Annotated in this window: 3 protein-coding genes; all 3 read right to left on the reverse strand. The window is 56.2% G+C overall.

The features are described from left to right. Nucleotides 1-68: 68 nt before the first annotated feature. The 3 genes from GUC32_RS15000 to GUC32_RS15010 are packed head-to-tail and all read right to left on the reverse strand — an operon-like array spanning nt 69 to nt 24178. Nucleotides 69-16115 carry an amino acid adenylation domain-containing protein gene (locus GUC32_RS15000; protein ID WP_369435304.1) on the reverse strand — a complete coding sequence of 5349 codons (16047 nt, stop codon included), beginning with the start codon at nt 16113-16115 and terminating at the stop codon, nt 69-71. Continuing rightward, the gene (locus tag GUC32_RS15005) at nt 16115-23245 is read right to left on the reverse strand and encodes an amino acid adenylation domain-containing protein (RefSeq protein WP_369435305.1); all 7131 of its coding nucleotides are present in this window, start codon (nt 23243-23245) and stop codon (nt 16115-16117) included. The genes GUC32_RS15000 and GUC32_RS15005 overlap by 1 nt, the downstream gene beginning before the upstream one ends. Before the next feature lie 21 nt (nt 23246-23266). Next, the gene (locus GUC32_RS15010; RefSeq protein WP_025303319.1) at nt 23267-24178 is read right to left on the reverse strand and encodes a class I SAM-dependent methyltransferase; all 912 of its coding nucleotides are present in this window, start codon (nt 24176-24178) and stop codon (nt 23267-23269) included. Nucleotides 24179-24187: the final 9 nt, after the last annotated feature.

Raw genomic sequence — 24187 nt, forward strand, 5'->3', positions numbered from 1 at the left:
CGTAGCGGGATCAGCGGGATAGTTTATCCCGCTGATTTCCCCTCAGGTATAGCGAACACGCTGCGCCATCAAGCCAGCGTCCAATGCCCTAACCACGAAGTCATTTTTTCCGCCATCATTGCCGCGCCTTTCCCCGCGTTCATCGTCAGGTGGTTCCCCGGAATTACCTGCACCTCGAAGCGGCCCAACACCCAGGGATGCCAGAACTTGCTTTGATTTTCAGGAAAATCTGCAATCACCTCACGGTGAGAGAAAAACAGCACATCACTCATCAACGCATGCGGGTGGTAACGCTGCATCATCACGTTATGCCGTTGCCAGGTGCTCAAGTAACGAGGTAAGAACGCCGAGGAAAAGAGCGTTTCGGCCGCAGTTCCTTTGGTGATCTCAGATAAATAATGGATTTTATCCGCCATTTGGGTCATCGCCTTCCAGGCATCCCAATCAATGTCCAGTGACACCAGGCCAAATGAAAGCAGGTAGTCCAAAATCTGTTCATCCGTCATGGCCGCAGGCAGATTTCCCTGTCCTGGGGAATCAATCATCACTACCGGCAGAGACACATGTTTTCCCTCTTGGTACTGCCGCGCCATTTCAAACGCGATAATACCGCCGAACGAAGAACCGGCCAGGCAACATTCGCCTCGCTCAAGATGCGGCTTCAGCAAAGCCAGATACTCTCCCGCCAATTGTTCGATGCTCTCGAAGGCGCCCGAGCCATTGAGCAGAGGTGAACGTATGGCATAAATCGTTCTGCTGCTTCCCAAGCATTGAGCCAACTCCCGGTAGAAATAGATGTCGCCGCCGATGGGGTGGATCAACACAAGTGGCATCATCCCCTCATCCTCACCGTCGCGCAGCTTCACCAAACCGCTTTCGCCCTGAGGCTTCGCTGTCGCATGAGCCTCCAGCGATTGCGCTATTTGCACGACGCTCGGCTGTTCCATGGCCATAAGCTCAAGACGTATACCGGTCATTTTTTGCAGGCGGCCAATCAGTTGCAATGCGCTCAGCGAGTCGCCGCCCAGTTCGAAGAACCCGCGCTGTGGATCGACCGACTCACACCCCAGAACCTCGTTGAACAACATTGCCACCCGTTGTTGCATATCTCCTTGGTGCACGGCTGCCTCCGCCGGAACCGGGGCCGGCCGCGAATGAGCGGGTGAATTCATCACACCGAACCAATGCCGCTGAGGCGCGAAAGGATATGCCGGTAGACGCAAAGACGCTTGCCCCGTACACCGCCAGAAACGCTCCTGGTTGATTTCCACACCTGACATATGCAGCACGCCAACGGAACGCCACAGCATCTGCGCAGCCTGCCGCTCATCCGTAGCGTTGCGCGGTGAAGAAACGACAACGGCCGCATTCCCCAATGCCGGATGGCGCGACGCCAACGTACTCAGAATTTGACGCGGCCCTACTTCCAGCAATACCCAGTTGTCATCGGCACGGCGTTCAAGCAAGGTACGCAGGCCGGCGTCATATTGCACCGTATGCCGCAGGTGCTGCACCCAATATTCGGGCTGACAAACCTGTTCCGCCGTTGCCCACTGGCCGGTCAAATTGGAGATAAACGGTAACTGCGGCTCGTTGAAGGCAATTTCTTGCAGCGCGGCCTTAAACTCTGCCAACACAGGCTCCAATAAACGCGAATGGAACGCGTGCGAAACCTTAACCGGATGGCAAGATACCCCTTGGGCGATCAAGCTCGCCTGCAAAGAGGCGATTGCCGACGCCGCGCCGGAAATGACACAGCTTCCCGAATCATTAACGACGGCGATATCGACGCCCAACGCGGCAGCCTGTTCGCTTACGCCCTCCGCCGACTGTTTGATAGCCAGCATCGCCCCCGGTGCGGTGTGCGCCAATAGCGCACCGCGTTTGAGCATCAACTTGAGCGCATCCTCCAGTGAAAATACGCCGGCGATACATGCGGCAACATATTCGCCCAGGCTATGACCAATCATCACCGTCGGCTCAACACCGAGGAAGCGATACCACTGCGCCAACGCATATTCATACACAAACAGCGCCACTTGAGTGATTGCGGTGTGGTGTACGCTCTCCCCGTTCGCCAATACGTCTTCCCGCGTTATTTCACCGCCCATCATCGGCTCGAGCAATGCGAGGCAACGATCGACCTCCACTCGGAATTGCGGTTCGGCGTCATATAACGCCTGTGTCATGCCGACGAATTGTGCGCCCTGGCCCGGGAACATAAAGGCCACCTGCGCCTCGAACGCAGGTCGGGCCATCGTTTCGCCCTTCTCGCGCAACCGCGCGACGACCGCTTCCCGTGAATCTCCGGATACCCACCGTTGGCATGCATAGCGGTGTCGCTGCGCCATCAGGGCATAGCCAACCGCCTCCATCGAATGCTCAGGATGCGTTGCCAAATGATCGGCCAAAGCCTCACTCATCCGTTCGAGAGCTGCGTCATCCGCCGCAGAAACGCACAGCATATTGCGCTGAGCGGACCGTGGCGCGGTTGTCGGCGTGTTCGGCGCCTGCTGAAGGATAACGTGTGCGTTGGTGCCGCCAATGCCGAAAGCGCTGACGCCGGCGGTGCGGAGCCCTGTGGCGCTTTCCCAGTTGCGGGTTTCAACATTCACATAAAACGGCCCTTCAGCCAGTTTTAATGCCGGATTCTCACGCTGCATATGTAGCGTGGGAACTAACGTGCGATGCTGCAGGCACAACGCCGTTTTAATCAAGCCGGCGATGCCTGCCGCGACATCCAAATGCCCCAGGTTACTTTTCACCGAGCCGATTGCGCAGGCGTGTTCCGCCTGTTGTCCGGCGAAGGCCGCTTTCAACCCGGCAATTTCAATAGGGTCGCCCAATGGCGTGCCGGTGCCGTGCGCTTCGACATAGGAAATGTCCGCCGGCGTGACATCGGCATCGGCCAATGCCTTGGCAATCACCGCCTGTTGACGGCTCTCGCTTGGCGCAGTGAATCCCATTTTATCCCGCCCGTCATTATTTACGGCCGACCCTTTCACAACGGCATACACAGCATCACCGTCCGCCAGCGCTTGCGCCAAAGGTTTCAGCACGACAACACCTACCCCTTGTCCTTCAATGGTTCCCGCCGCTTGCGCATCAAACGGACGGCAGTGACCATCAGGTGAGAAGATCATCCCTGGCTGGTACAGGTAACCACCGCGCGCTAATTGACCAATGGAGATGCCGCCTGCCAATGCGACCTGACAGTCGCCCGCCTGCAAGGCGCGACAAGCCTGATGAACAGCGACCAGCGAGGATGAACAAGCCGTTTGGATCGTCATCGCCGGCCCGGTCAAATTCAACTTGTACGCCGTTTTTGTCGCCAGGAAGTGGGATTGGTTATGAATCATCAACTGGTAATGATCGATCAAATCAGCCTGAGGCATGTTCGGTAGAACAACGTCTCTTTCGTAGTTGCTGTTGCCGATGGCCGCATAGACGCCGATATCACCGGCAAAGCGCTGCGGATCGCAGTTCGCATCTTCCAAAGCATGCCAGGCGCATTCCAGGAAAATTCGCTGCTGCGGATCCATCAGACGCGCTTCCTGAGCCGTACAGCCGAAGAAATCGGCGTCAAAGCGATCGATATCGTCGAGCATCCCCTGGGCGCGAACATAATGCGGATGATCCAGCAGTGCGGAGTCAACCGATGCCGCCAGCGCCTCGCGCGAGTAATGCGTAATAAACGCCTCGCCATCGCATAACCGTTGCCAGAATGCCGCCAGCGTTTGCGCGCCTGGGAAACGGCCCGCCATCCCCACAATGGCGATATCGTCCCGGGCATTGATCGGTCCAGTCGTCGGTGCCGGCGCCGCTTCATGTTGGCGGCCTTCGATATGCGCGGCAATGCGGGCAATGGTCGGCAGACGGAAGAGATCTATCAGACCGATTTTTTGCTGAACCTGGTCGGGTAACATGCCATAGAGCCGGGTCAACATGATGGAGTTCCCACCCAGTTCAAAGAACGAGGTATTGACGCCCACCGCCTCGCAACCGAGCAATTCTTGCCAGATAACCTGCAACTGCTTCACCAGCGGCGTAGCGATTTCGCTCTGCGCCGCTGGAGATGCCTCACCGGCGTCAACCGACGGCAACGCACGCACATCCAGTTTGCCGTTAGCGTTCAGCGGCAAGGCAGACAACGCAATCCAATAGGCAGGCACCATATAATCCGGCAGTTGTCGACCGACGTGTTCATTCAACTGCCCGGCGTTAATTTCGCCCTGCGCCACATAATAGGCAACCAACGCCTGACCGACGTTCCCATCCCCCGCCACTTGGCATATTTGCACGGTAACCTGCAAGATCGACTCGTGCTGCAATATAACCTGCTCAATCTCGCCCTTCTCAATACGATGGCCGTGCAACTTGACTTGCTGATCCTGCCGCCCAAGGAATGCTATTTCACGATTTGGCAAAATGCGTGCGCGATCGCCGCTGCGATACCATATCCCCTCAGCAAACGACAGTGAGACAAAGCGTGAGGCGGTCAGCTCAGGCTGGTTGTGATAACCCTCGGCCACGCCGCTGCCCCCGATATAGAGCTCGCCGATGGCCCCGACAGGCAAAGGTCTGCCGGCCGGGTCCAACACCAGACAACGTTCTCCCGGCAAAGGGCGGCCTATCGTTAAAACGCGATCCGTCGCGGCACGCCGATAATGTTTACCGGTTGACCAAATGCAGGTTTCCGTCGGACCGTAGACATTGACGAGCCCCGTGAAAACAGCCAGGGCCTTCTGCGCCAAATGCGGCTCAAGCTTTTCACCGCCGACCAGAAGTAAACATTCCTCGTCCCCCTGCAATACCGGTAGGACAATTTCCAGCATGCTGGGCGTTGACTGGATGAAATCGAACTTACGGCAATCCAGCCCAGTGACATGGTGAGTTCCCAAGGTAACGCAGCCGCCGCTCAATAACGGCAAACCGTATTCAAGACCGAAAATGTCGAAAACGGGGTTGGTCATGCTGTACGTTTTCAGCGCTTCCCTGCCCTGGAAGTACTGCTGCCAGAAACCTCGCAATGTGGCGAGCAGCGCCCCATGCCCCACGCTAACCCCTTTGGGTTTACCCGTCGTGCCGGACGTGTAAAGTATGTAAGCGGTCTTCTCCGCCGCAGGTGTGAACGTCGGCATCGTGGCCTGTTTGCGCCACAGCGCTTCTCCCGCGGTGCCGAACAAGGGAATAGACGGAATACCGTACTCGGCCCCTTCATCCCCAGACATCGTCAATACGGCGATAGCCTGGCTGTCACGCAGAATGAAATCGATACGCTCCTGCGGATAGTCTTTGTCCAGCGGCACATAAGCTGCGCCCAGTCGTCCTATCGCCAACAAGGCCATGACCGTCAAGACTTTGCTGTGCAGTCGCAAGGCAATAGGCGCGTGCGGCGTCTTCTCAAGGCGGCCGGCGATGAGATTGGCGAGTTGCGTCACTTCTGCGTCAAGCTGGGCGTAGCTCCAGCTGCGCTCACCGTCACTCAGCGCCGGAGCGTCTGACCGGCTGCATGCGTAGTGCGCCAACACTTGCGATAAGGTGGCGGCATTCCCCGGCGCAGGAAGCAACAAGGGTTGCTCCGGCTCACAATAAACCGGAGCTATCGCCACCGTCTCCGTACTCGCGTCTTTCGCCATGTGGCCGACGATGTCCTTTAACAGTGCCATCGCTTGCCGCATCATCGCCGCATCAAAGTACTCTGCCGCATATTCCAGCTTAATCAGCAGAACGTCCGGCTCCTCCTCCACGCTGACGACCAATGGATAATCCCTCTGCTCATTGCGACCGACGAATTGATGACGCAGTTCGCGGTAGCGGTCTTCATCAGGCTGCGGGTAATTTTCATAAATGAACAACGAGTCAAACAGGCGCTGGCCCGCAGGCTGCAGATGAGCCAGATCGACCAGGCATCGGGTATTGGCTTCATTAATATCTTGCTGCAACCGATGTGCCTGCTGAATCAGAGGCACATCGCTTTGATGCTCCACCTTCAACGGTAGCGTATTGAGGAACATGCCCAGCGTGTTTTCGATACCATTCAACGGCAGCATCCTTCCCGCCACCACGGTGCCCACCACGGTCACGGCAGCACCGGAGTAGAGTGCGAGCACCTTGTGCCAGGCGTATTGCAGCAAGGCGTTCAGGGTCATGCCTTGGCGCTGGGCAGCTTCGAGCGCGCACCGGCGCTCTTCGGCGCTCAGTTCACAGCGGCAAATCCCTGCAGCAGAGACGCTCTTAATGGCTGCTAACGCCGATGACTCCGCATCCGGACGGCGCCATCCGCTCAGATCCGGCGAGGTGTCGACCGAGCTCAGGTAGTCGCGCCAGAAATCCGTGTCCCTATCGCGATGCCGTTGAATGTAGCGCTGCACTGAAGCAAAGAGATCCGGTCTGTCCGCCGGCTCACGTCCGTGAGAAAACGCCAGGTAAGCGTCATGCAGCGCCCCCACCAGCAGCGGACTGCTCCAACCATCGAGGATGGCGTGATGTACACAGAACAGGCAAGCGAAGTGATCATCCGCCAGTTTGACCAGGCAGACACGGTACAGTCCGCTTTGTTGGAGATCGAAGCTGGCCTGCTGCTCACTTTCCTGCAGCCTGTGCAAGGCGTGTTCCCGCTCTTCAGGCGACAGATGGCTGATGTCATGGACGTGCCAAGGGAAGCGCCCTTCATGATCCACGACCTGCACGATTTCACCGCGCCAATCGAACCGCAACCGCAGGCAGGAGAACTGCTGTTGCACCCATTGCCACGCCCGCTTGAACGTCTCGGGCTCGATCGCACAGTGATAATCCCAGCGCGTAGCCACGCGATACACCCGATCGGCGTCGCCAAAGGCCAGCGAATGGTGCAACATCCCTTGCTGCAGACTATTGGCCATGAAGACCGCATCAACCGCCTGCGCATGTTGCAGCCGATCCAGATGGGGTTGCGGGAGGGCGAAATCGACATCCGATTCGGTTAACCAACGCCAGGATGGCCAATTCATTGATACCAGGCCATCTTCCAACTCTCGAATAAGCCGCTGCGTCAACCAGGCCGCGTCATGCTCCCGCAGCCGGCTTTCGACCCGCAATTCAAGACGATCGCCAACGTTCAACACGACGATATCGATCAGATGCGTCCCTTCCTGGGAGGCATGGCGATGCAGCCCCACAAAGTGGTGATCCAGCGCCCAGTCTCCCGCCGCCTCCATCTTGCCCAGGTAGTTGATGCTGATGCCGTCCTCTCTCACCACGGGCAAACCACACAGGACACCGAAGTTTTCCGCCCGCTGCGACCAACGTCTCAGATTATTTTTCACCGCGAGCAAATGCTCCCTGGCATCGCGTTGATAGCTAAAACGCACGGGATAACGACTGGTGAACCAGCCCATCGTCCTGGAGATATCCAGCGTTCGCTCATCCGCTTGCCGACCGTGCCCCTCAAACCATAGGCTAAAGGCGGTTTGTCCGGTCAAATCATGCAAAACGCGGCCAACCGCCCAGGCCACCATGTCCTGCGGCTGCATGCCGAACATGGCGAGGTGCTGCATCAAGCGACAGGATGGCCCTTCTCCCCACGCAAGGGCATGACGCGTCGTCGCGGTTCCGCCCAGCGCTTGCAACGCATGAACTTCGCTGCCCGGCAATTGCCCCAGCCACTCTTCACGTTCATGAGAGGTAATTTGCGCACGTTGCCGCAGATGGTTCACCCATTGGCGATAGCTGCTGGCCTTCTCCGGCAGCGTTTCCTCTTGGCTCAGGCGTCGTAAATCGTCGACGATCACCTGCAGACTGACCGCATCGACAATCAGGTGATGGCAAGCGACGAACACCCTGGCCTTGCCGTCCGCGTACCCTTCAAGAACGGCGAACGCGGCCAAAGGCCCGCTCTGCAGATCGAACGCCTGCTGCCAGTCGGCAAAACGCTGCAACAGCGCGGCGTCAAAATCCGGGTGGTCTTCCGGCAGCGACAATGCGCGAATGTCCAAAGCGTGGCATGGCGGCAGCGCAGCCTGCGGCTGGTAGCATTGGCGCCATTCTCCCTGGGTATCTTTTTCGAAGCGCAGATTGAACGCGTCGTGCTGCGCCACGAGGCGCGGCAACAGGCATTGCAGACGGGCCATTGTCATGCCAGGCGCCACCAACAGCCCGTACTGGTTCCACTGCTGCGGATGCGGCAGATCATGTGCCAGGAACCATTGCTGGATGGGCAGCAGCGGAACTGCGCCGCTCAAGGCCCCCGTTTCGCGCTGCACGGTCTGGATGCCGCCAACGGTTTGACGGCCGAGCAGAGTGTCGTAGAACGATGCGATGGTGCGATACGTCAGCAACTCTTTCAGCGTGACATCCAGCTGCAATTCGCGCCTTAACCGCCCCGCCATTTGGATACTGGCGATACTGTCGATACCCAACTGGAACAAATCCGCCTGGGTACTGAGTTCATCCGCCGGCACGTGCAGGATCTCGCCCCACAGCCGACACAGTTGATGTTCACGGTCGTCACGCGGCGGGCAATAAGTCGCCTGCTCTTCGGCTGCGGGTAGCGGCAAGGCGTTGCGATCCAGTTTGCCATTCGCCGTCAGCGGCAAGGCATCCAAAGCGATAAGATGCGCCGGTACCATATACTCCGGCAATTGTTCAGCCAGTCGCGAACGGAGCATTTTCTCGTCAGCGTTCGCTTCGCCGACGTAATAAGCCACCAGCATCGGTGCCGGCTGCGCCATCACCAGTGCCACGGCCTGGTGGATCCCGCCGCATTGCAGAAGCCGGCTTTCAATCTCCCCGAGCTCAATTCGATGCCCGCGCAGCTTGACCTGGAAGTCGTTGCGCCCCAGGAATTCGACATAACCTGCCGCATGCCAGCGCCCTAAATCGCCCGTCTTGTAGAGGCGTCCGTGACGAGGGTGCGAAATGAAACGCTCCGCCGTGAGCTGTGGATTTCGCCAATAATTTAATGCCACCCCCATCCCGCCAAGATAGAGCTCACCGGTCACGCCAACCGGACACATCTGTCCCTGCGGATCCAAAACATAAAGCGCCTGATGAGGCATCGCGGTGCCATAAGGGATGGAGCGCCAGGCCGGATCGATCGCCTCTATCGGGTACCAAACGGACCAAATGCTGCCCTCAGTCGCCCCGCCCAGACTGATGCAGTCAGCGTGCGGCCAAAGTGTGCGCAACGTCTCCGGCAGATTCAGCGGGATCCAATCACCGCTCATTAAAAATGCGCGCAGCCTTGGCAGTGAGCATCCCTGCCGTGCCACGGCATCGGCCAGCAGCCCGGCAAGCTGTGGAACGCTGTTCCAGACGGTGACTTCACGCTCAGCAAGCAGCGGCAACCACCGCTCCGGATCTTTTACGCTCTCTTGAGCCGGTAAGACGATCTCCGCACCGACGCTAAGCGCGCCGAAGATGTCATAGACGGAGAGATCGAAGCTCAATTCAGACAGCGCGAACAAGGCATCTTCAGCGGTCAGCGAGAGGCGTCGATTTACCGCTTGCAGCGTATTCACTGCGCCACGGTGATCGATGGTGACCCCTTTTGGCCGCCCGGTGGAACCGGAAGTGAAAATGACATAGGCCACATCGGCGGCGCTGACGTGCGGCAAGCCGAAACACGGTGGCAAAGCGGTCGCCTCATCCAGCATATCCTCGATGACCAGCAGTTGATAACCCGCTTCGCTCAGTGTCCGGATATCCACACGCGCCGACTGTGCCCGGGTCAGCCAGAGCTGTTCTACACCGGCCTGTTGTAAAATATCGGCGATGCGCCCCGCCGGCCACTCCACATGCAACGGTAGATAGCCCTTGCCGGCCTTCATGATCGCCAGACAGGCACAGACCTGGGCGTAGCTTTTTTCCGCCAATACGGCAATCAGCGGCGCAGATGAGCCCATCCCCTGCTGCGCCAACGCATCGCTGTCTTGTTTCAATTGGCCATAGGTCATGCCGATCGCCGCTTCCCCGTCATACACCGCGATCGTTTCTCGATGCCGTGCTTGCGTCGCCAACAGATCGAACGCGCTGAACAGGGTTTCTTCACTGAGAGGCTGAGTGACGGCATTTGCCCGCTGCATCATTTCTCTTTGCGCTTCAGGCAAATAGTTTTCGCATCCCACCGGCGTTTCCCAAGGCTGCTGCGCTAATAGCGAGATCAGACGGCAATAGGCACGATTCAGATGCGCAATGGTTTCTTCATCAAACAGCTGGTCGACATAAAGCCACTTGCTCATAAAGCGGCCATCGACTTCAATAGCCTGCAGGTCGATCCAAGCCTGAGAGGTTTGCGCACACCAATATCGCTGCTCGCGCGCCTCGCTGTCTTCCAGATACGCCTGTTTATCCCAATCGCCGGTTTGTTGCCCTACGACGCCAGTGAAGACCAACGGCGACACCGCCGAATGGCGATCCAGGCCGTGCAGTTTCACCAGATCGCGCTGCACATCCAACCCACTGTACAACGCATGCTGAATGTCGTCCCACATGCGCTTATGCGTCGTCTCGATGGTGGTGAACAGATCCTCGCCGGCATCGCGAAAGTGGAACAGGTTGGTCGAGGTAAAATCACCCAAAATGTCGTTTACGTCCTCGCAAACCGCGTAGCGGTTGAACAGCGTCATGGTAATGAGAAACTCGCTGTTGCCGGAATATCGCGCGATGAGGTAGCCATAGAGGCTCAGCAATACCGACGAGTATGAGACCTGATAATGCTGCGCTTGCCGTTTGAAATCCTGCCAAATTTGTTTGTCTATATATAGCGTATGCTCTGCAAAGCGCGGGTGTTCAACCGTGGCCGACGGTACCTTGAGTGGTAAGTTTGGCCGCAGCGGCATATCGGCCAGCTTGTCCTGCCAATAAGCGCAATCTCGTTGATACCAACGGGAGGCCTTCAGATGGGCCAGATGCTCCTGGTAGTCTTTGAAGTTCACGGTTGCCAGCGGCGGCAAGACATTTCCCCGATACAGCGCATTAAGCAGTTGATACAGCGCCAGACGGCTTTGCACATCCAGCAAAATCAGATCGAGACTGATATGCAGCACGTCGCGCTCGCGCAGCCGGCTGATTTCAAAAGTGAACAACGGGAAACGGTCGACCTGATAGACCTGATGGGACAGACGCTTGCGCACGCGCGCCAGCGCGGTAGCCTCATCGTCGAAGCGCAGGTCATTCACCGCCAAGGCATAATGGCCGGCCTGCGACACCGAAATGAAGCGCTGAGTCATGCTTTCCGCGTCATACACGGTGCGCAGCACCGGACAGAGGGCGATCAATCGGTTAATCGCCAGCTCCAGACGTTCGTCATCAAGGCGCGGATACACGAACTCGTTGTAGATGTGGTTGGCGACGTTGCCGATCTCATAGTTTTCAAAGCGCCCAACCAGATAGGCTTTCTGAATCTCGGTCATGGCAAAGCAGTCGCCGTTTTCGGCACCGCCCTGCAGAGGTAAATGCTGTAAGTCGCGTTCATCCGCAACATTGATGAAATCGCCAAGGCCGTATTGGGTTCTTCCCTGCCGTTCACAGCACGCTATCAGCGTGTCTATAGCCGCCTCCCAGGCCTCCAGCAACTGTTGATTTTGCTCACCGGACAGACCGCTGACGACTTCGAGCTGCAACCGACCTTGCTCTATGTAGCTAAAGAGCGTAATACCGAAAGGCAAGCCGTTGTCAGGATGGCGCGTCTCACCGACCGGCGACATGACCAGCGCCCAATCCTTTTCATCCGGCGAAGTCAGCTGTCCCAGGTAGTTGAAACAAACATTGGGCAGCGGCAACCCTAGCTCACGGGCAAACGCGCCAAACCCTACGCCCTGATGAGGCACGCCGCGCAGTTGCGCTTTGGCCGCCTGCAAACGCATTGCCGGATCGGGAGAGGATGAGAGCGCACAGGGATAAAGTGACGTGAACCACCCGACGCAACGATGAACGTCCAGAGCGGCATCAATCTCTTCGCGTCCGTGCCCTTCAACGGTGACATGGGTCAGCTCTCCGTTAAACCAGTGAGCGAGCATGCCGTCTGCACACGCCAGCAAACATTCGTCGACTTTCGCATTGAAGGCACGTAAACCCTCGGTTTGCAGCGCCTGCGTCACTTTTATTGATAACGCGAGGCGACTGCATGCCATCGTAGCGCCGCGCGCAGCCGGCAACGCAACGGGGCGGTAGTCCGCCATCCTGGCCCGCCAGTAAGACGCCTCTTCCGCGTGATTGGCACAATATTGCTCGAAGTGCTCAGTCCACTGACGATAACTCGTTCCCTTATCTCCAAGGCTTTCACCGTGGTAGGCGTTCGCCAGATCGCGGGCCAGAATGCCCCAGCTGACGCTATCGAGCACCAAATGGTGGCAAGCGCAGAAAATACGGGCTCGCCCCTCGTCGAACCCCGTGACATAACCAAAACGATAAAGCGGCCCGTCGGCCAGATCGATATCGCTTTGCCATTCGGTCAGCACGGCGGACAGGGCCTCTTGCCATTGCGGTGCCGAGCGTTCGACATGATGACACCGCAGTTCGATGGCGTCCGTCATCGGTTGATAGCCTTGGCGCCAATGCGACGAATCCTCAGACGTAAACGTCAGGCGTAGCGCATCGTGATGTTGAATCAATGCGTGCAGCGCTTCGCGCAGGCGTTCGACGTCCAGCGCCGGCACATCCAGCAGAAACGCCTGGTTCCAATAACTCGGATAAGGGAATGCGCAGTCAAAGAACCAGCGTTGGACAGGCAGCAGCGGCAGCTCGCCAACCAATACGCCCTGCTCCCGTTTGCCTTCAATCATCACCTGCTGCTGATGCTGAGCGAGACGTAAATGGAGTGCATGCACGGTTTTGCTGGCGAACACGTCTTTCACCCGGATCGATACGCCCATCGCCTGGCGCAATTTGCTCACCAGCTTGATCGCCATGATGCTGTCCAGCCCCAACTGATACAGGTTAGCCTCACAGCTGAAGTGCGCTTCATCGATCCCCATCATTTCCGCAACAATGGCGGCGATCTGCGCTTCCCTCTCCGACTGCGGTGCGACACGTTCCTGTACGACCGGCAGAGACGGTTCAGGAAGCGCACGCCGATCCAGTTTGCCATTCACCGTGACGGGCCATTCTTTCAACCAGATAAAGGTCTCCGGCACCATGTACTCGGGCAAGGCGGCGGCAAGAAAGTGTTGTAGCGTCGCCTCCGGCAACGGTGCCTGCGCCGTGTAATAGGCCACGAGGCGGGGATGGGGCTGTTGATAAACCAGCGCCACCGCCTGGCGCACCAAGTCAAACGCTTCGAGACGCTGGGCGATTTCACCCAACTCAATGCGATATCCGCGTATTTTCACCTGAAAATCATTGCGGCCAACATAAACGATTTGCCCATCATTCCGCTGATACACCAAATCACCGGTTTTATACAAACAGGCATAGTCATCCGCCCGCTCATCCCATTCGGTGCAATACGGATTGACGATGAATTTCTCCGCCGTCAGCGCCGCTTTATTCAGATAGCCGCGCGCCAGTCCGACGCCGGAAAGGTAGAGTTCACCCACCGCACCGGGCGGCAAAAGCCGCTGCCCTTTGTCCAGGACCAACACTTTCATGTTATCAATCGGTCGCCCGATCAGGACGTTATCTATATCCGGATCGTTACAGTCGAAATACAGCACATCGATGGAGGCTTCGGTTGGCCCATAAAGATTGTGCAGGGCGATATGAGGCAAACACTGCTTAATCCCTTTGACCTGGGTCAGTTTGAGCTCTTCACCGCTGCAGAACACGTAGCGCAAGCTCGGCAAGCTGACGTTTCGATCGCGTTGAATGCCCTGTAATGTCTCGGTAAAAGCCGCCAGCATGGATGGCACAAAATGCAGTACGGTGATGGTTTCGCGCTCGATCAGCTCAATCAGATAATCCGCGTCCTTGTGGCCATCCGGATCGGCAAAAACGATGTTGGCGCCGTAAAGAGAGGCCCAAATCAGTTCCCATACGGAGACGTCAAAAATGTACGGCGTTTTTTGTAACACCCGATCGGCTGCCGTCAGCGGATAGGATTTATTCATCCATTGGATACGGTTGATCAAACCGCGGTGCGTGCACATCACGCCCTTGGGCTGCCCTGTGGTCCCGGAGGTATAGATGACATAGGCCAGATCGTTCGGTGATATCTGACGCGCCATGTTTTCATCGCTCAACAACTCAAGCTCGTGGCGCAGCGATTCATCATCCAACACCACCAGCCGCCGCCCTGGCGCCGCCACCCGGTGTCGGTAGGCCTGATGGCAGATAATTACGTCGGCCCGGCTATCCTGTAGAATGTAATCGAGACGATCGTCGGGGAATGCCGGGTCGACAGGCAAATAGGCGGCCCCCAATTTCAGGATCGCCCAAATACCGACCAACAGCTCGACGCTGCGATCCAGACACAGCGCAACGCAGGCGCCATGCCCCACCCCACGTGACGATAAGGCGGCCGCCAACTGATTGGCTTGTAGATTCAACTGGCGATACGTCAATTGCCGATGCCGATCCGCACAGGCGATATTGTCCGGCGTCAGCGCTACCTGCGCTTCCAATAAAGACGCGATATGCTCATCTTCTGAATAATCGCAGCGCGTGTCATTCCATTCAGACAGCACCTGCCGACGCTGGGCTGGCGTGATTAAATCGATTTGTTCGAGCGGCGTCTCCCAGGATTGCCGATCAAACTGGCCCAGCGCATAAACTAACGCCTCGAGAATATTGCGAACGTAGTCCTCTTCGTAACGATTCTCCGCCGCGGTTAACGTGAAATCGATTTGACCGTCTCGTTGAGCGGCAAATAAGGACATGCCAAACTTTTCCGCCAGATCGGGATAAGGCTCCAGACGATATTCCACGCCGGGGACGGCGATATCGCCGTTTTCAAAGTTATGGAAGGTAAATAGCAGCTGAACCAGTTCATTGATGCGCACCGCGCCACCGTCGATCTCCGGCGCCAAGTGCCCAATGTTCACCCACGGATGTTCCTGCAACTGCAAAATATCGTGCTGAATGCTTTTGACATTGCTCAACACGCTTTGGTCTGCGCGCAATGCGGCGATGACCGGCAGGGTGCTGATAAACGGCCCAATGGCGCGGCTGAACGCCTCGGGGCGATTCATCACTGTCAGTCCAATAGGGAAATCGCTGTCCTGGCCGCTAAAGGTCCGTAATACATGGGCGAACGTCGTAAACAACAGAGAATAGAGCGTCAGTCCCCGTTCGCCGCATGCCTGCGTCAAACGCTCGACAACCTCCGACGTCAATCCTGCCTGCACGGCAAAGGCACGATTCTCCACGCCAGAGAGATGGCGCTGTCGCAATGCCGGCGGTTCCGCCTGATTCAAACGGGCGGCCAACGATGTTCTGAACGCCTGAACATCATCTTGCCGCACCCGCCACTGTTGATATGCGGAGTAATCCAGGTACCCCGCTTCAGGCTGCGCCGATACAGACGGTGTGGCGTACGCACTCAACAGTTGATGAGCAAAATGCTGGACGGAAGGGGCATCAGACAGCATATGATGGTGAACGCACGCCAAAACGGCCTCTTGCGTCTCAGCCCGCACCAGCAGCACAAAGCGCGCAAACTGCCCTTCCGGCATAGGGAAGGCTTGTTGTGCCAACGCCCGTTTCTTACTTTCCAGCTCGGACCAGGAAATCCTTTCTACTTCCAGTGCAAACTGCTCAGGCGCCAGAAAAACGCGCTTCATATCGCTATCAATCGACTGACGCAACAGGGGCTGATGCCGTAAAAAGGTTTGCAGCGCGTTTCGCAACCGCGCGATATCCACCTGCGGCAATCCAATGAACAACGGTACCGTATAGGTATACGGCAAGCCGTCGATGTCGCTTTGCAGATACATGCCTTGCTGAATTGAGTCCAGCGCAAGTGGCCAGCTACTTGGCGGTAGCCTCAGAAAAGACGTTTCCTTCGCGAGTTGTTCGCTGGTCACGCCATTGTCCTGTAACAGCGTCAACAATTCGTCTTTGCGTGCCGCCACTTCAGCCTTCAGATCGGCATCAAAGCCGATATCCTTGTCGACAGAAAAACCCAACCGATCGTCCGCTTTAGCCCACAATAAAATGTTATTTTTTTTCAGGTTGTTCAATAAATCCGTCAACATCATTACAGCGCCCCTTCTTCTCTGCCGTTGCCACAAGGTTGCCCGGCGACCCACGCCGCCATTTCCTGAATCGTATTGTTGTTGTAGAGGTCTTCCAGACGCATCTCGGTTCCCGTCGCGAGGTTGATCTTGCGTACCAGTCGCATAGCCAGAAGCGAATTCCCCCCTTGAGTGAAGAAGCTTTGGTCACAACCGATTCGCTCTTCACGCTTGTCCAGAAGCTCCGCCCAAAGTCGGCGCATCCGTATCTCATCATCGCTGCGCGGAGCCAGACATTCGCTGTGCTTGACGACTTTCGGCAAGCGTGATGTATCGACCTTACCGTTGTTAGACAAGGGGATTTCCGGGATCAAAGTAACGTGCTGCGGCAACATATAGTCCGGCAAACGACGCGCCAAATGCCGTCTGATCGCCTGGGTCATCGAGACAGTGAGCGCAGGAACGTCAAAGGCCGGTTCATCCTCGACCCGCGCATACCCTATCGCCATGCTGCACAACGTGTCCTCGGCCGGTGTGACGCCAAGAATGCAGCCGCCAATTCGCCGCTGGGCGGCGAGCGCGCCAAATCGCTGCATCATCCAGCCACTGGCCTGATAATGGCACGCGTTCTTAGCGCCATGGACCTGCAACAACACCTGAGACGACTGCAACACCCCGTACACGTCTGATGATTCGGCCAGCACGGAGGTCTCACCGAGGCAATAGTGTCGTCCTGACGCGCGAGCGACATAGGTTCCCCCCTCGTTTTCCATCACGCTGAAATCGACGCTGACTTGCGGTGGTGAAGTGACGGCGCAAACGCCGAGGTGGATCCGACACGCTAATGCCCCCTCGTCAGGTGAAACGGCGTCAGCAGGCTTGACGTAATAAGCGACGCCCAAAGACTGGAGATGCTCAGTCAGCAAGGCCAACATGTGGCCGACTTCTATCTGCGCCAAAGCGAATGCGCGCTCGGCATATAACGCGGTGATGGTTTCCCACCGAACCACCAAGTCCAGATAAGGCCCGGTGTGTTCTCCCGACGCTTCTGCCTGGTACAAATGCTGTTCCAGCGGATGGTAGTAGTAATAACCCGCGGCATATTCTCCCATCGCCGCCGGGAGCCCGAGATACACTTGCACCGCATAGAGGCTGCTGGCCGAAGGATAGCGATATTTTGGCAACGCGCGCTGCGGCGAACGGAAAGCGGCGCATACGGCCAACAGCCCGGCCAAAGATGCAGGCGGCAGCGCGCTTCCCTCTTGCGCCATCTGTTGCGTCAACCACCCCGGCAGCGCTTCGTACAGACTGCTGATGGTTTCGGCGGATAACGCCTCCGCGGTAAACTGGCGAGTGCTCTTGCGGGCACGGTAAACCGCTTCATCCAGCGGATAGGGTATCGCTCGCGAAGGTTGCAGATCTTGACGTAACGCCGGCAGCGAAAGCACGAATGCGTCGCGGTTAGCAAAATAGAGCGGCACCGGCTGTTGCGCCTCGGGAACAACGTAAGCCATGAGGTCACCCTCGCTGAGCCGCACGATCGTCTGCCGGATCCCAGGTAATTGGCTCAAGTTATTCTCGATATCCTCCAGCTCCACGCGATAACCGTTAAGCTTGACCTGGGCATCTCTTCGGCCGAGGAACTCGATATAGCCTTCCGCCGACCAGCGGCCCAGATCGCCGGTTTTGTACAGGCGTCCATAGGTTGGATGATAAATGAAGCGTTCTCGAGTCAGCGTTTCAGCCTGCCAATATCCCTGAGCAACGCCGAGCCCACCGATATGTATTTCTCCGGTTACGCCGAAAGGACAAGCACTCCCCCACTCATCCAGCACCCACATCTGTTGATTCGGCATGGCGACGCCATAAGGAATGCTTTTCCACCTCGCGTCTACCCGATCGATTTCATGCCAAATGGACCAGATGCTGCCCTCCGTCGCGCCCCCCAGGCTCACCATCTTGCTGTCTGGCGATTGGGTTTTCAGGCGATGAGGCAAATTGAGCGGCAACCAATCGCCGCTCAACAGGAACAGCCGTAACCGGGTTAGCGCCTGCGTCGCAGGTTCGACTTCGTCAACCAGCAGGCCCGCTAATTGCGGCACCGAGTTCCAGAGGGTCACGTTATGTCGGCGCAGCGCGGCCACCCAAGCTTGCGGCGCTTTGGTCTCTCGCTGGGAAGGGATCACCACACCGCCCCCCACGGCCAACAAGCCAAACAGATCGTAAACGGACAGATCAAAGCTCAGCTCGGACAGCGCCAGTATCCGGTCTTCCCGGCCGACCGACCAACGTTGGTTAACAGCCAGGATGGTATTGACCGCCCCCTGGTGATCGATCGCTACCCCTTTCGGTTTACCGGTAGAGCCAGAGGTAAAAATAATGTAGGCCAGATCGTCAGCCCTGACGATCGGCCAGGCAACCTCCGTCGACGCACGTTCCTGCGCCGGCGCCACTATCTCGTCGAACACCAAAATCGTGATATCCGAAGGCAACGCCGACAGCTCATGTGCCAGGTCATGACGCTGCTGAGCAGAGAGCAGCAAGATATCGCACCGGGCTTGCTGCAGAATGTCGCGTATGCGCTCCCATGGCCATTCGATGTGCAACGGCAGATAAGCGCCGCCGCTTCTCATGATCCCAAGGGTTGAGACGGCCTGCGCATACCCTTTCTCCAGCAGAATAGCGGTAATATGTCCCTTTTCGCCCTTGGTATGCCGCAATAGCGCACGCCCCAGCGTGTTGCTGTCCTGTTCCAGCCTGGCGTAGGTAAAGTGGCGTTCGCCTTCGGTTTCGATCACCGCAATGCGCTCGGCCGTTTGCGGCGTTTCCAGACTGGAAAGGAACAACCCGTGCAGCGTTTGCTCCGACACCGTACTTTGCGTGGCATTCCAGCGCATGACCGCTTCCGCATGTTCCGCCGGCAGTTCAGGCTGCGGGAATGACATGGTTTCCCAATCGTGTTCTGCCACCCATCGAATCAGAGAACAATAGCCTTCGTGCATGGCCTTGATGGTTTTCTCATCAAACAATTGTTCGACATAATCCCACTCGGCAACGAACCCTTCATCGTTTTCGTAGGCTTTATGGTCGAGCCACACCTGAGACGTTTGGGAGATTGCGTATTGAACGCCGCGATATCCTTCATTAAGCGGCAATTCAAACATGCTCGCTTTATTGTTCATGCCAAGCACGCTGGTCAGCACCACCGGCGCGATAACCGTATTGGCGGGCAGATTCCGCCGCTGTTTCAACAAACGCTGTACGTCAATGCCGTCAAATAAATTATTATCGACGTCATTAAGCAAGGTGCGGTGGATAGCCGATAGCTGTTCGCTCATCGCAACGCCATTTTGACGTTGGTAATTGAACAGGCTTAAAACGGTAAAATCGCCAATAATTTGCTCGACCTGAGAATGTAACGGCAAACGGTTGAACAGCGTTAAATTAAGGCAAAGGCTCTCTTGACCAGACCAATAACATAACGTTCTGCTGTAGAGCTCAAGGATCAGAGCGGTCGGACTAATATTGAAGCGCTGGCACTTGTCGACGATCTTTTGCCAACTCGACATGGGTATCGTCGCAGACAAACGCCGGAAGCTCGGCTTATCGATCCTGGCGGGATGCGCGGCCAGCGGCAATCCGACCTCCAGCGTATAATCATCGATTTTCTGCAGCCAATATTGCTGCGCCCGCTCAAATAATGCGCTGCCGCGCAGGCGCTCGTACTGCAGCTGATAATCGCGGTAGCTGATATCCAGCGGCGGCAGCGCCAGATTTTCGTCGTGATATAACGCAATCCACTCGCCGAATAATATTTCAAAACTGGTCATGTCAATGATAATGGCATCAAAGCTGACATGCAGAAGGTATTTCCCTTGATACTCGCTCAGGAAAATATCGAACAGCGGATAACAATCCGGTTTGTAAACCTTGTGCGAGTACTCGGCGCGCAAAGCCAATAGCTCGTCTTCATTTCTCAGGGGGTGGTAGCCTATTTTGTAATGCGCTGCCGCACTTAAAAATCGCTGTTCGCCCTCTTCAAATACGGTGCGCAACGCAGGATGGCGTGCAATAAGTTGATTATAGGCACGCTCCAATTTTTCGTGATCAATATGGTCGAAAACAAATTCATTATAAATATGGGTAGAGACCTCGCTGAGATCGAAACTTTTCATTCGTCCCAGATAATAAGATTGCTGAACATTATTCAGCGGGAAAGGATGGTACAGATGGGTCTCATCACATTGTGCAATCTGGTAGTCTTGGTAAAGAAAACTGCCGCGCCCGGCGGCCACCAATGGCGTTAACCTGGCCACATTTTTTCTTTCGAAAATATCTTTAACTTTCAGATCGCACTGAAGCGTACCGTTTATGCGATTTACCAAGCGAATGGCCGACAGGCTGTTGCCTCCCAAAGCAAAAAAGTCGTCGGTAATGCCGATTCGTCCGCTTTCGCTCCCCAATACATCCTGGAATAGCTGGCACAGGCATCGCTGGAACTCGTTTCCCGGCGCTACGTAATGCGCTTTATCTTGCGCTTGTACCTGCGGCAAGGCTTTACGATCCACTTTGCCATTCATATTCAAGGGGATCTCAGGCAGGTACATATAAGCGCTGGGGAGCATGTAGTCCGGAAGCAGCGTCACCAGATAATCCTGCAGTTGCTGGCGTGCCACCGGCGATTTGGCCTGATAATAGGCAACCAGGAACGCCTGTTGTTCTTCCTTGGCCGGCTGTAAATTTACAACAACCTGCTGCATCCCGGGGTAGGTTCGCAAAACCGACTCTATTTCACCCAGTTCGATCCGATGTCCCCGCAATTTTATCTGGTTATCCCATCGGCTGAGGTATTCAAATCTGCCGTCGGGCAAACAACGCACGCGATCGCCCGTCTTGTACATGATGCGACCGAACCAGGCTGACGGCGTGCTGGAACATATGTTCGGCAAAAAGCTTGCTTGCGTCTGACGCGCATTGCCGTAGTAACCGCGCGCAACGCCCAACCCCGAAATATACATTTCCCCGATCACGCCGGGAGGAAGTAAACGCCGCCGTTCGTCCAAGATAAAGCACTGGGTATTCGCCAGCGGGCGCCCAATGGTGACGCTATCAACCCCAGGCAACAGTTCATCCGCGGTAGACCAAACCGTCGTTTCGGTTGGCCCATACACATTCCACGCACGCTCGGTGTTTTCTGACAACCAACGCGCCACCGCATGCGGCACCGCTTCCCCCCCGCACAATGCCCGAACGGGTAGCGTTGTCTCGGCATATTGCTGCGCGACCTGATGCCAAAAAGAAGGCGTCCCCTGCATCAGGCTCACGGAATGACTCGCGATAAAGTGCGGCAAGTCATTATTCGCCAACAACGTCTTCTGGTCGGTTAATACCACCGTGGCGCCAAACATGAGCGGCATAAATATTTCCAGAGTTGAAATATCAAATGCCAACGTCGTGATCGCCAGAAAACGATCCTGATGCGTCACAGACATGCGTCGAGAAATATCGCTGGCGATATTCACAAAGCTGCGATGTTCTACGGCAACCCCTTTAGGCTTACCTGTCGTTCCCGAGGTGTAAATAATATAGGCCAATGCTGAAGCCTCAGCCTGGGAGGGGAATTCGTTGCAACCGTCGGCCCCAGCGAAAGGAGAAGCGGCATATTCACGCCAATCCAAATAACTCAGCCCTTGCGGCAGGCTGCCAGCTGACTGAGCATGCGCACCGATGATTAACGCCGGCTGGGCATCGGCCAAAATAGAATAGGTCCTCACTACGGGCGCATTTTTGTCGATCGGAATATAGGCGCACCCCAGCTTAAGCACGGCCATCAGGCATACTGCCAACTCCGCCTCACGCGGCATCATCAAGGCAATTTTGTCGCCTGCCGCTACCCCATATTGCCGTTGCAGATAGTCGGCCAGGCGACTGGCCTGTTGCTGCAGCATTCGATAACTGAGCGTTTCATTTTTCGTTATCACTGCAGGGTGATCGTTAAGCGCCCGTGCCTGTTGTTCAAACATCCCGACGATAGTCTGTCTCGGATATTCACATTGCGTGGCATTAATTTTCGCATAATAACGTTGGTAGCTATTTTCAGACACGCCGGTCAACGCATCTATATCCCCTTCATTACGCATGAATGTGGCGAGCGCCGCCATAAACTCATCGATATTTGCGGCTACAACGTCGAAAAAGGGGTTTTCGCCGTAAAATTGCAAACTGAGCGTACAGCGCGTGCTGTTCCATACGATCCTGATCGGGGCCGCTGCCGCGTCGACATCCCCCTCATCCATGATGACATCTACGCCAACCACAGATAAAAAACGGCCGTCATGATGGGATTCGTAGAATGGGTTCGCCGGGTCCCCCTGCAGTACCCGCACTAACCAAGGAGAGAGCTCGGCGTATGTTTCCGTTCCGTTGAGTAACCGTAATACTTTGCTGCTGCGTTGCCTATCTTGCAATTGCAGAGCATAAAGCCCAGGCCGCCGTGCATTGAGCAGAAACTGCAACTGGAAAGCCAACAGCAAAGCCTGTTGCGGCTGCGCAACGCCATCGATGGTCCGTTGAACCACTGCAGCATCGTTAACGGCAGACACTTCATCCGTCAGGTTGAAGCAGCCATAACGCGGTTCATCGTTTTCCAGCGCTCGCTGCTCTTGCTGTACCCTCTGCTGGGCAACCAGCCAATCCGTAACTCGGTTTGGCCCTTCGGGCAGAGCAATATCCAGATCTTTCGCCTCACGGCTGAGCATGACCACGCCATCGATGAACAACTCGCCCAACACCGTCTGCGACAACGCTCGGCGGGCTTCCCGCCACGGCAGCTCACGCTCAGCTAACGCCCTGATATTCCCGTCTTCTTCAGCATGAATCTGGAACAACACATTTTGTCGATCGGCGAAAACGGCTAACCGGACGATGGGGCCTCTCACCGAGGCGCTTTCTTCGAGACAGAGCTCATAGTCGATACGCTGATCGCCAACGTCGGAATAGCAAAAGAGGTTGTGCTGCGAACCTGTCCAGCGCGTTCGCTCAGCGTCGCTCAGACCGATTAAGTAGACAAAGTGGCCGGCATCCAGCAAGTAACGGACAATATGGCTGCGCAACGGTTCTACGGTGTGGTTGACAAGAATGTTCAGAATCTTCATGGATATTACTCTTTTGGGTTATCAGGGTTTTACCGCCACGAGGATCGGCAACACGCCGCGTGAGCTGTAGTTGATATCTTTAACCGTGAACCCTGCCTGGGTTATCTGTTGCCTGATCTCTGCTTCTGAAGTGAAATTAAGGTAGGTAGCCTGAATAATGTCGCCAAAGATCGCGAACTCCTGCAAAAGGTCCGCCATTGGCGTTTCATATTTATCCCACTCCCCGGTGGGCGCGTTCTTTTCCGGCGGTGGCGTGAGGAAACTGAGCAACAAGGTTCCCCCTGGTTTTAATGCCTCGAAGAACCGACGATACAAAGCCACCAGCCTGTCCGGGTCAGACTCATACATATTCAGGCCGTTACTGGTAATCACATCGAAAGCGTTTTTTTCTTTTAACTCCCAGGCATTCTGCTGCGAGAATCGGCAACGGTTCGCCATGCCAACGCGCTTGGCCTTTTCGTTGGCGTGATAAAGTGACTCCGGGTCAAGATCAATGCCGGTCAATTGCACCGCGCCATGGCCGCTGTAATCCAAATCCAATAAATCATCCATCACCCCGCACGGGATTGAAGCCAGCGTCTCCGCCTGCGTAATCAACTCAGCCAGCAAGGTCTGATAACGGTAGTAACGCTCGCGCGCCCGGCACAGCAACGAGCGATTCAGAAGCCAGTCTTCCAAAACATGTTCGGCGGGTTTTCCGGCGGGATGCTGGAAAATGTAAGACGTCCAGTAGCCATTGAGGCCGCGGTTATGCAGGAGGAAACGACCAAGCTCAAACTCCGTCAATTGATCGACCAGTTCAAGATTTCTCTCTAATGGAAGAATAAGCGAATTGCTATTCCGTAAACGCGCTTTTATTTCATCGGCCAACATCTTTGTTTCAGTCAAATAGGCCAGTTTAGAATGTGTTTTATGCGAGGCGAAACTATCCATACCCATCTC

Origin of the sequence: Serratia sp. NGAS9 (genome assembly GCF_009905295.1) — a bacterium.
Lineage (GTDB): Bacteria > Pseudomonadota > Gammaproteobacteria > Enterobacterales > Enterobacteriaceae > Serratia > Serratia bockelmannii.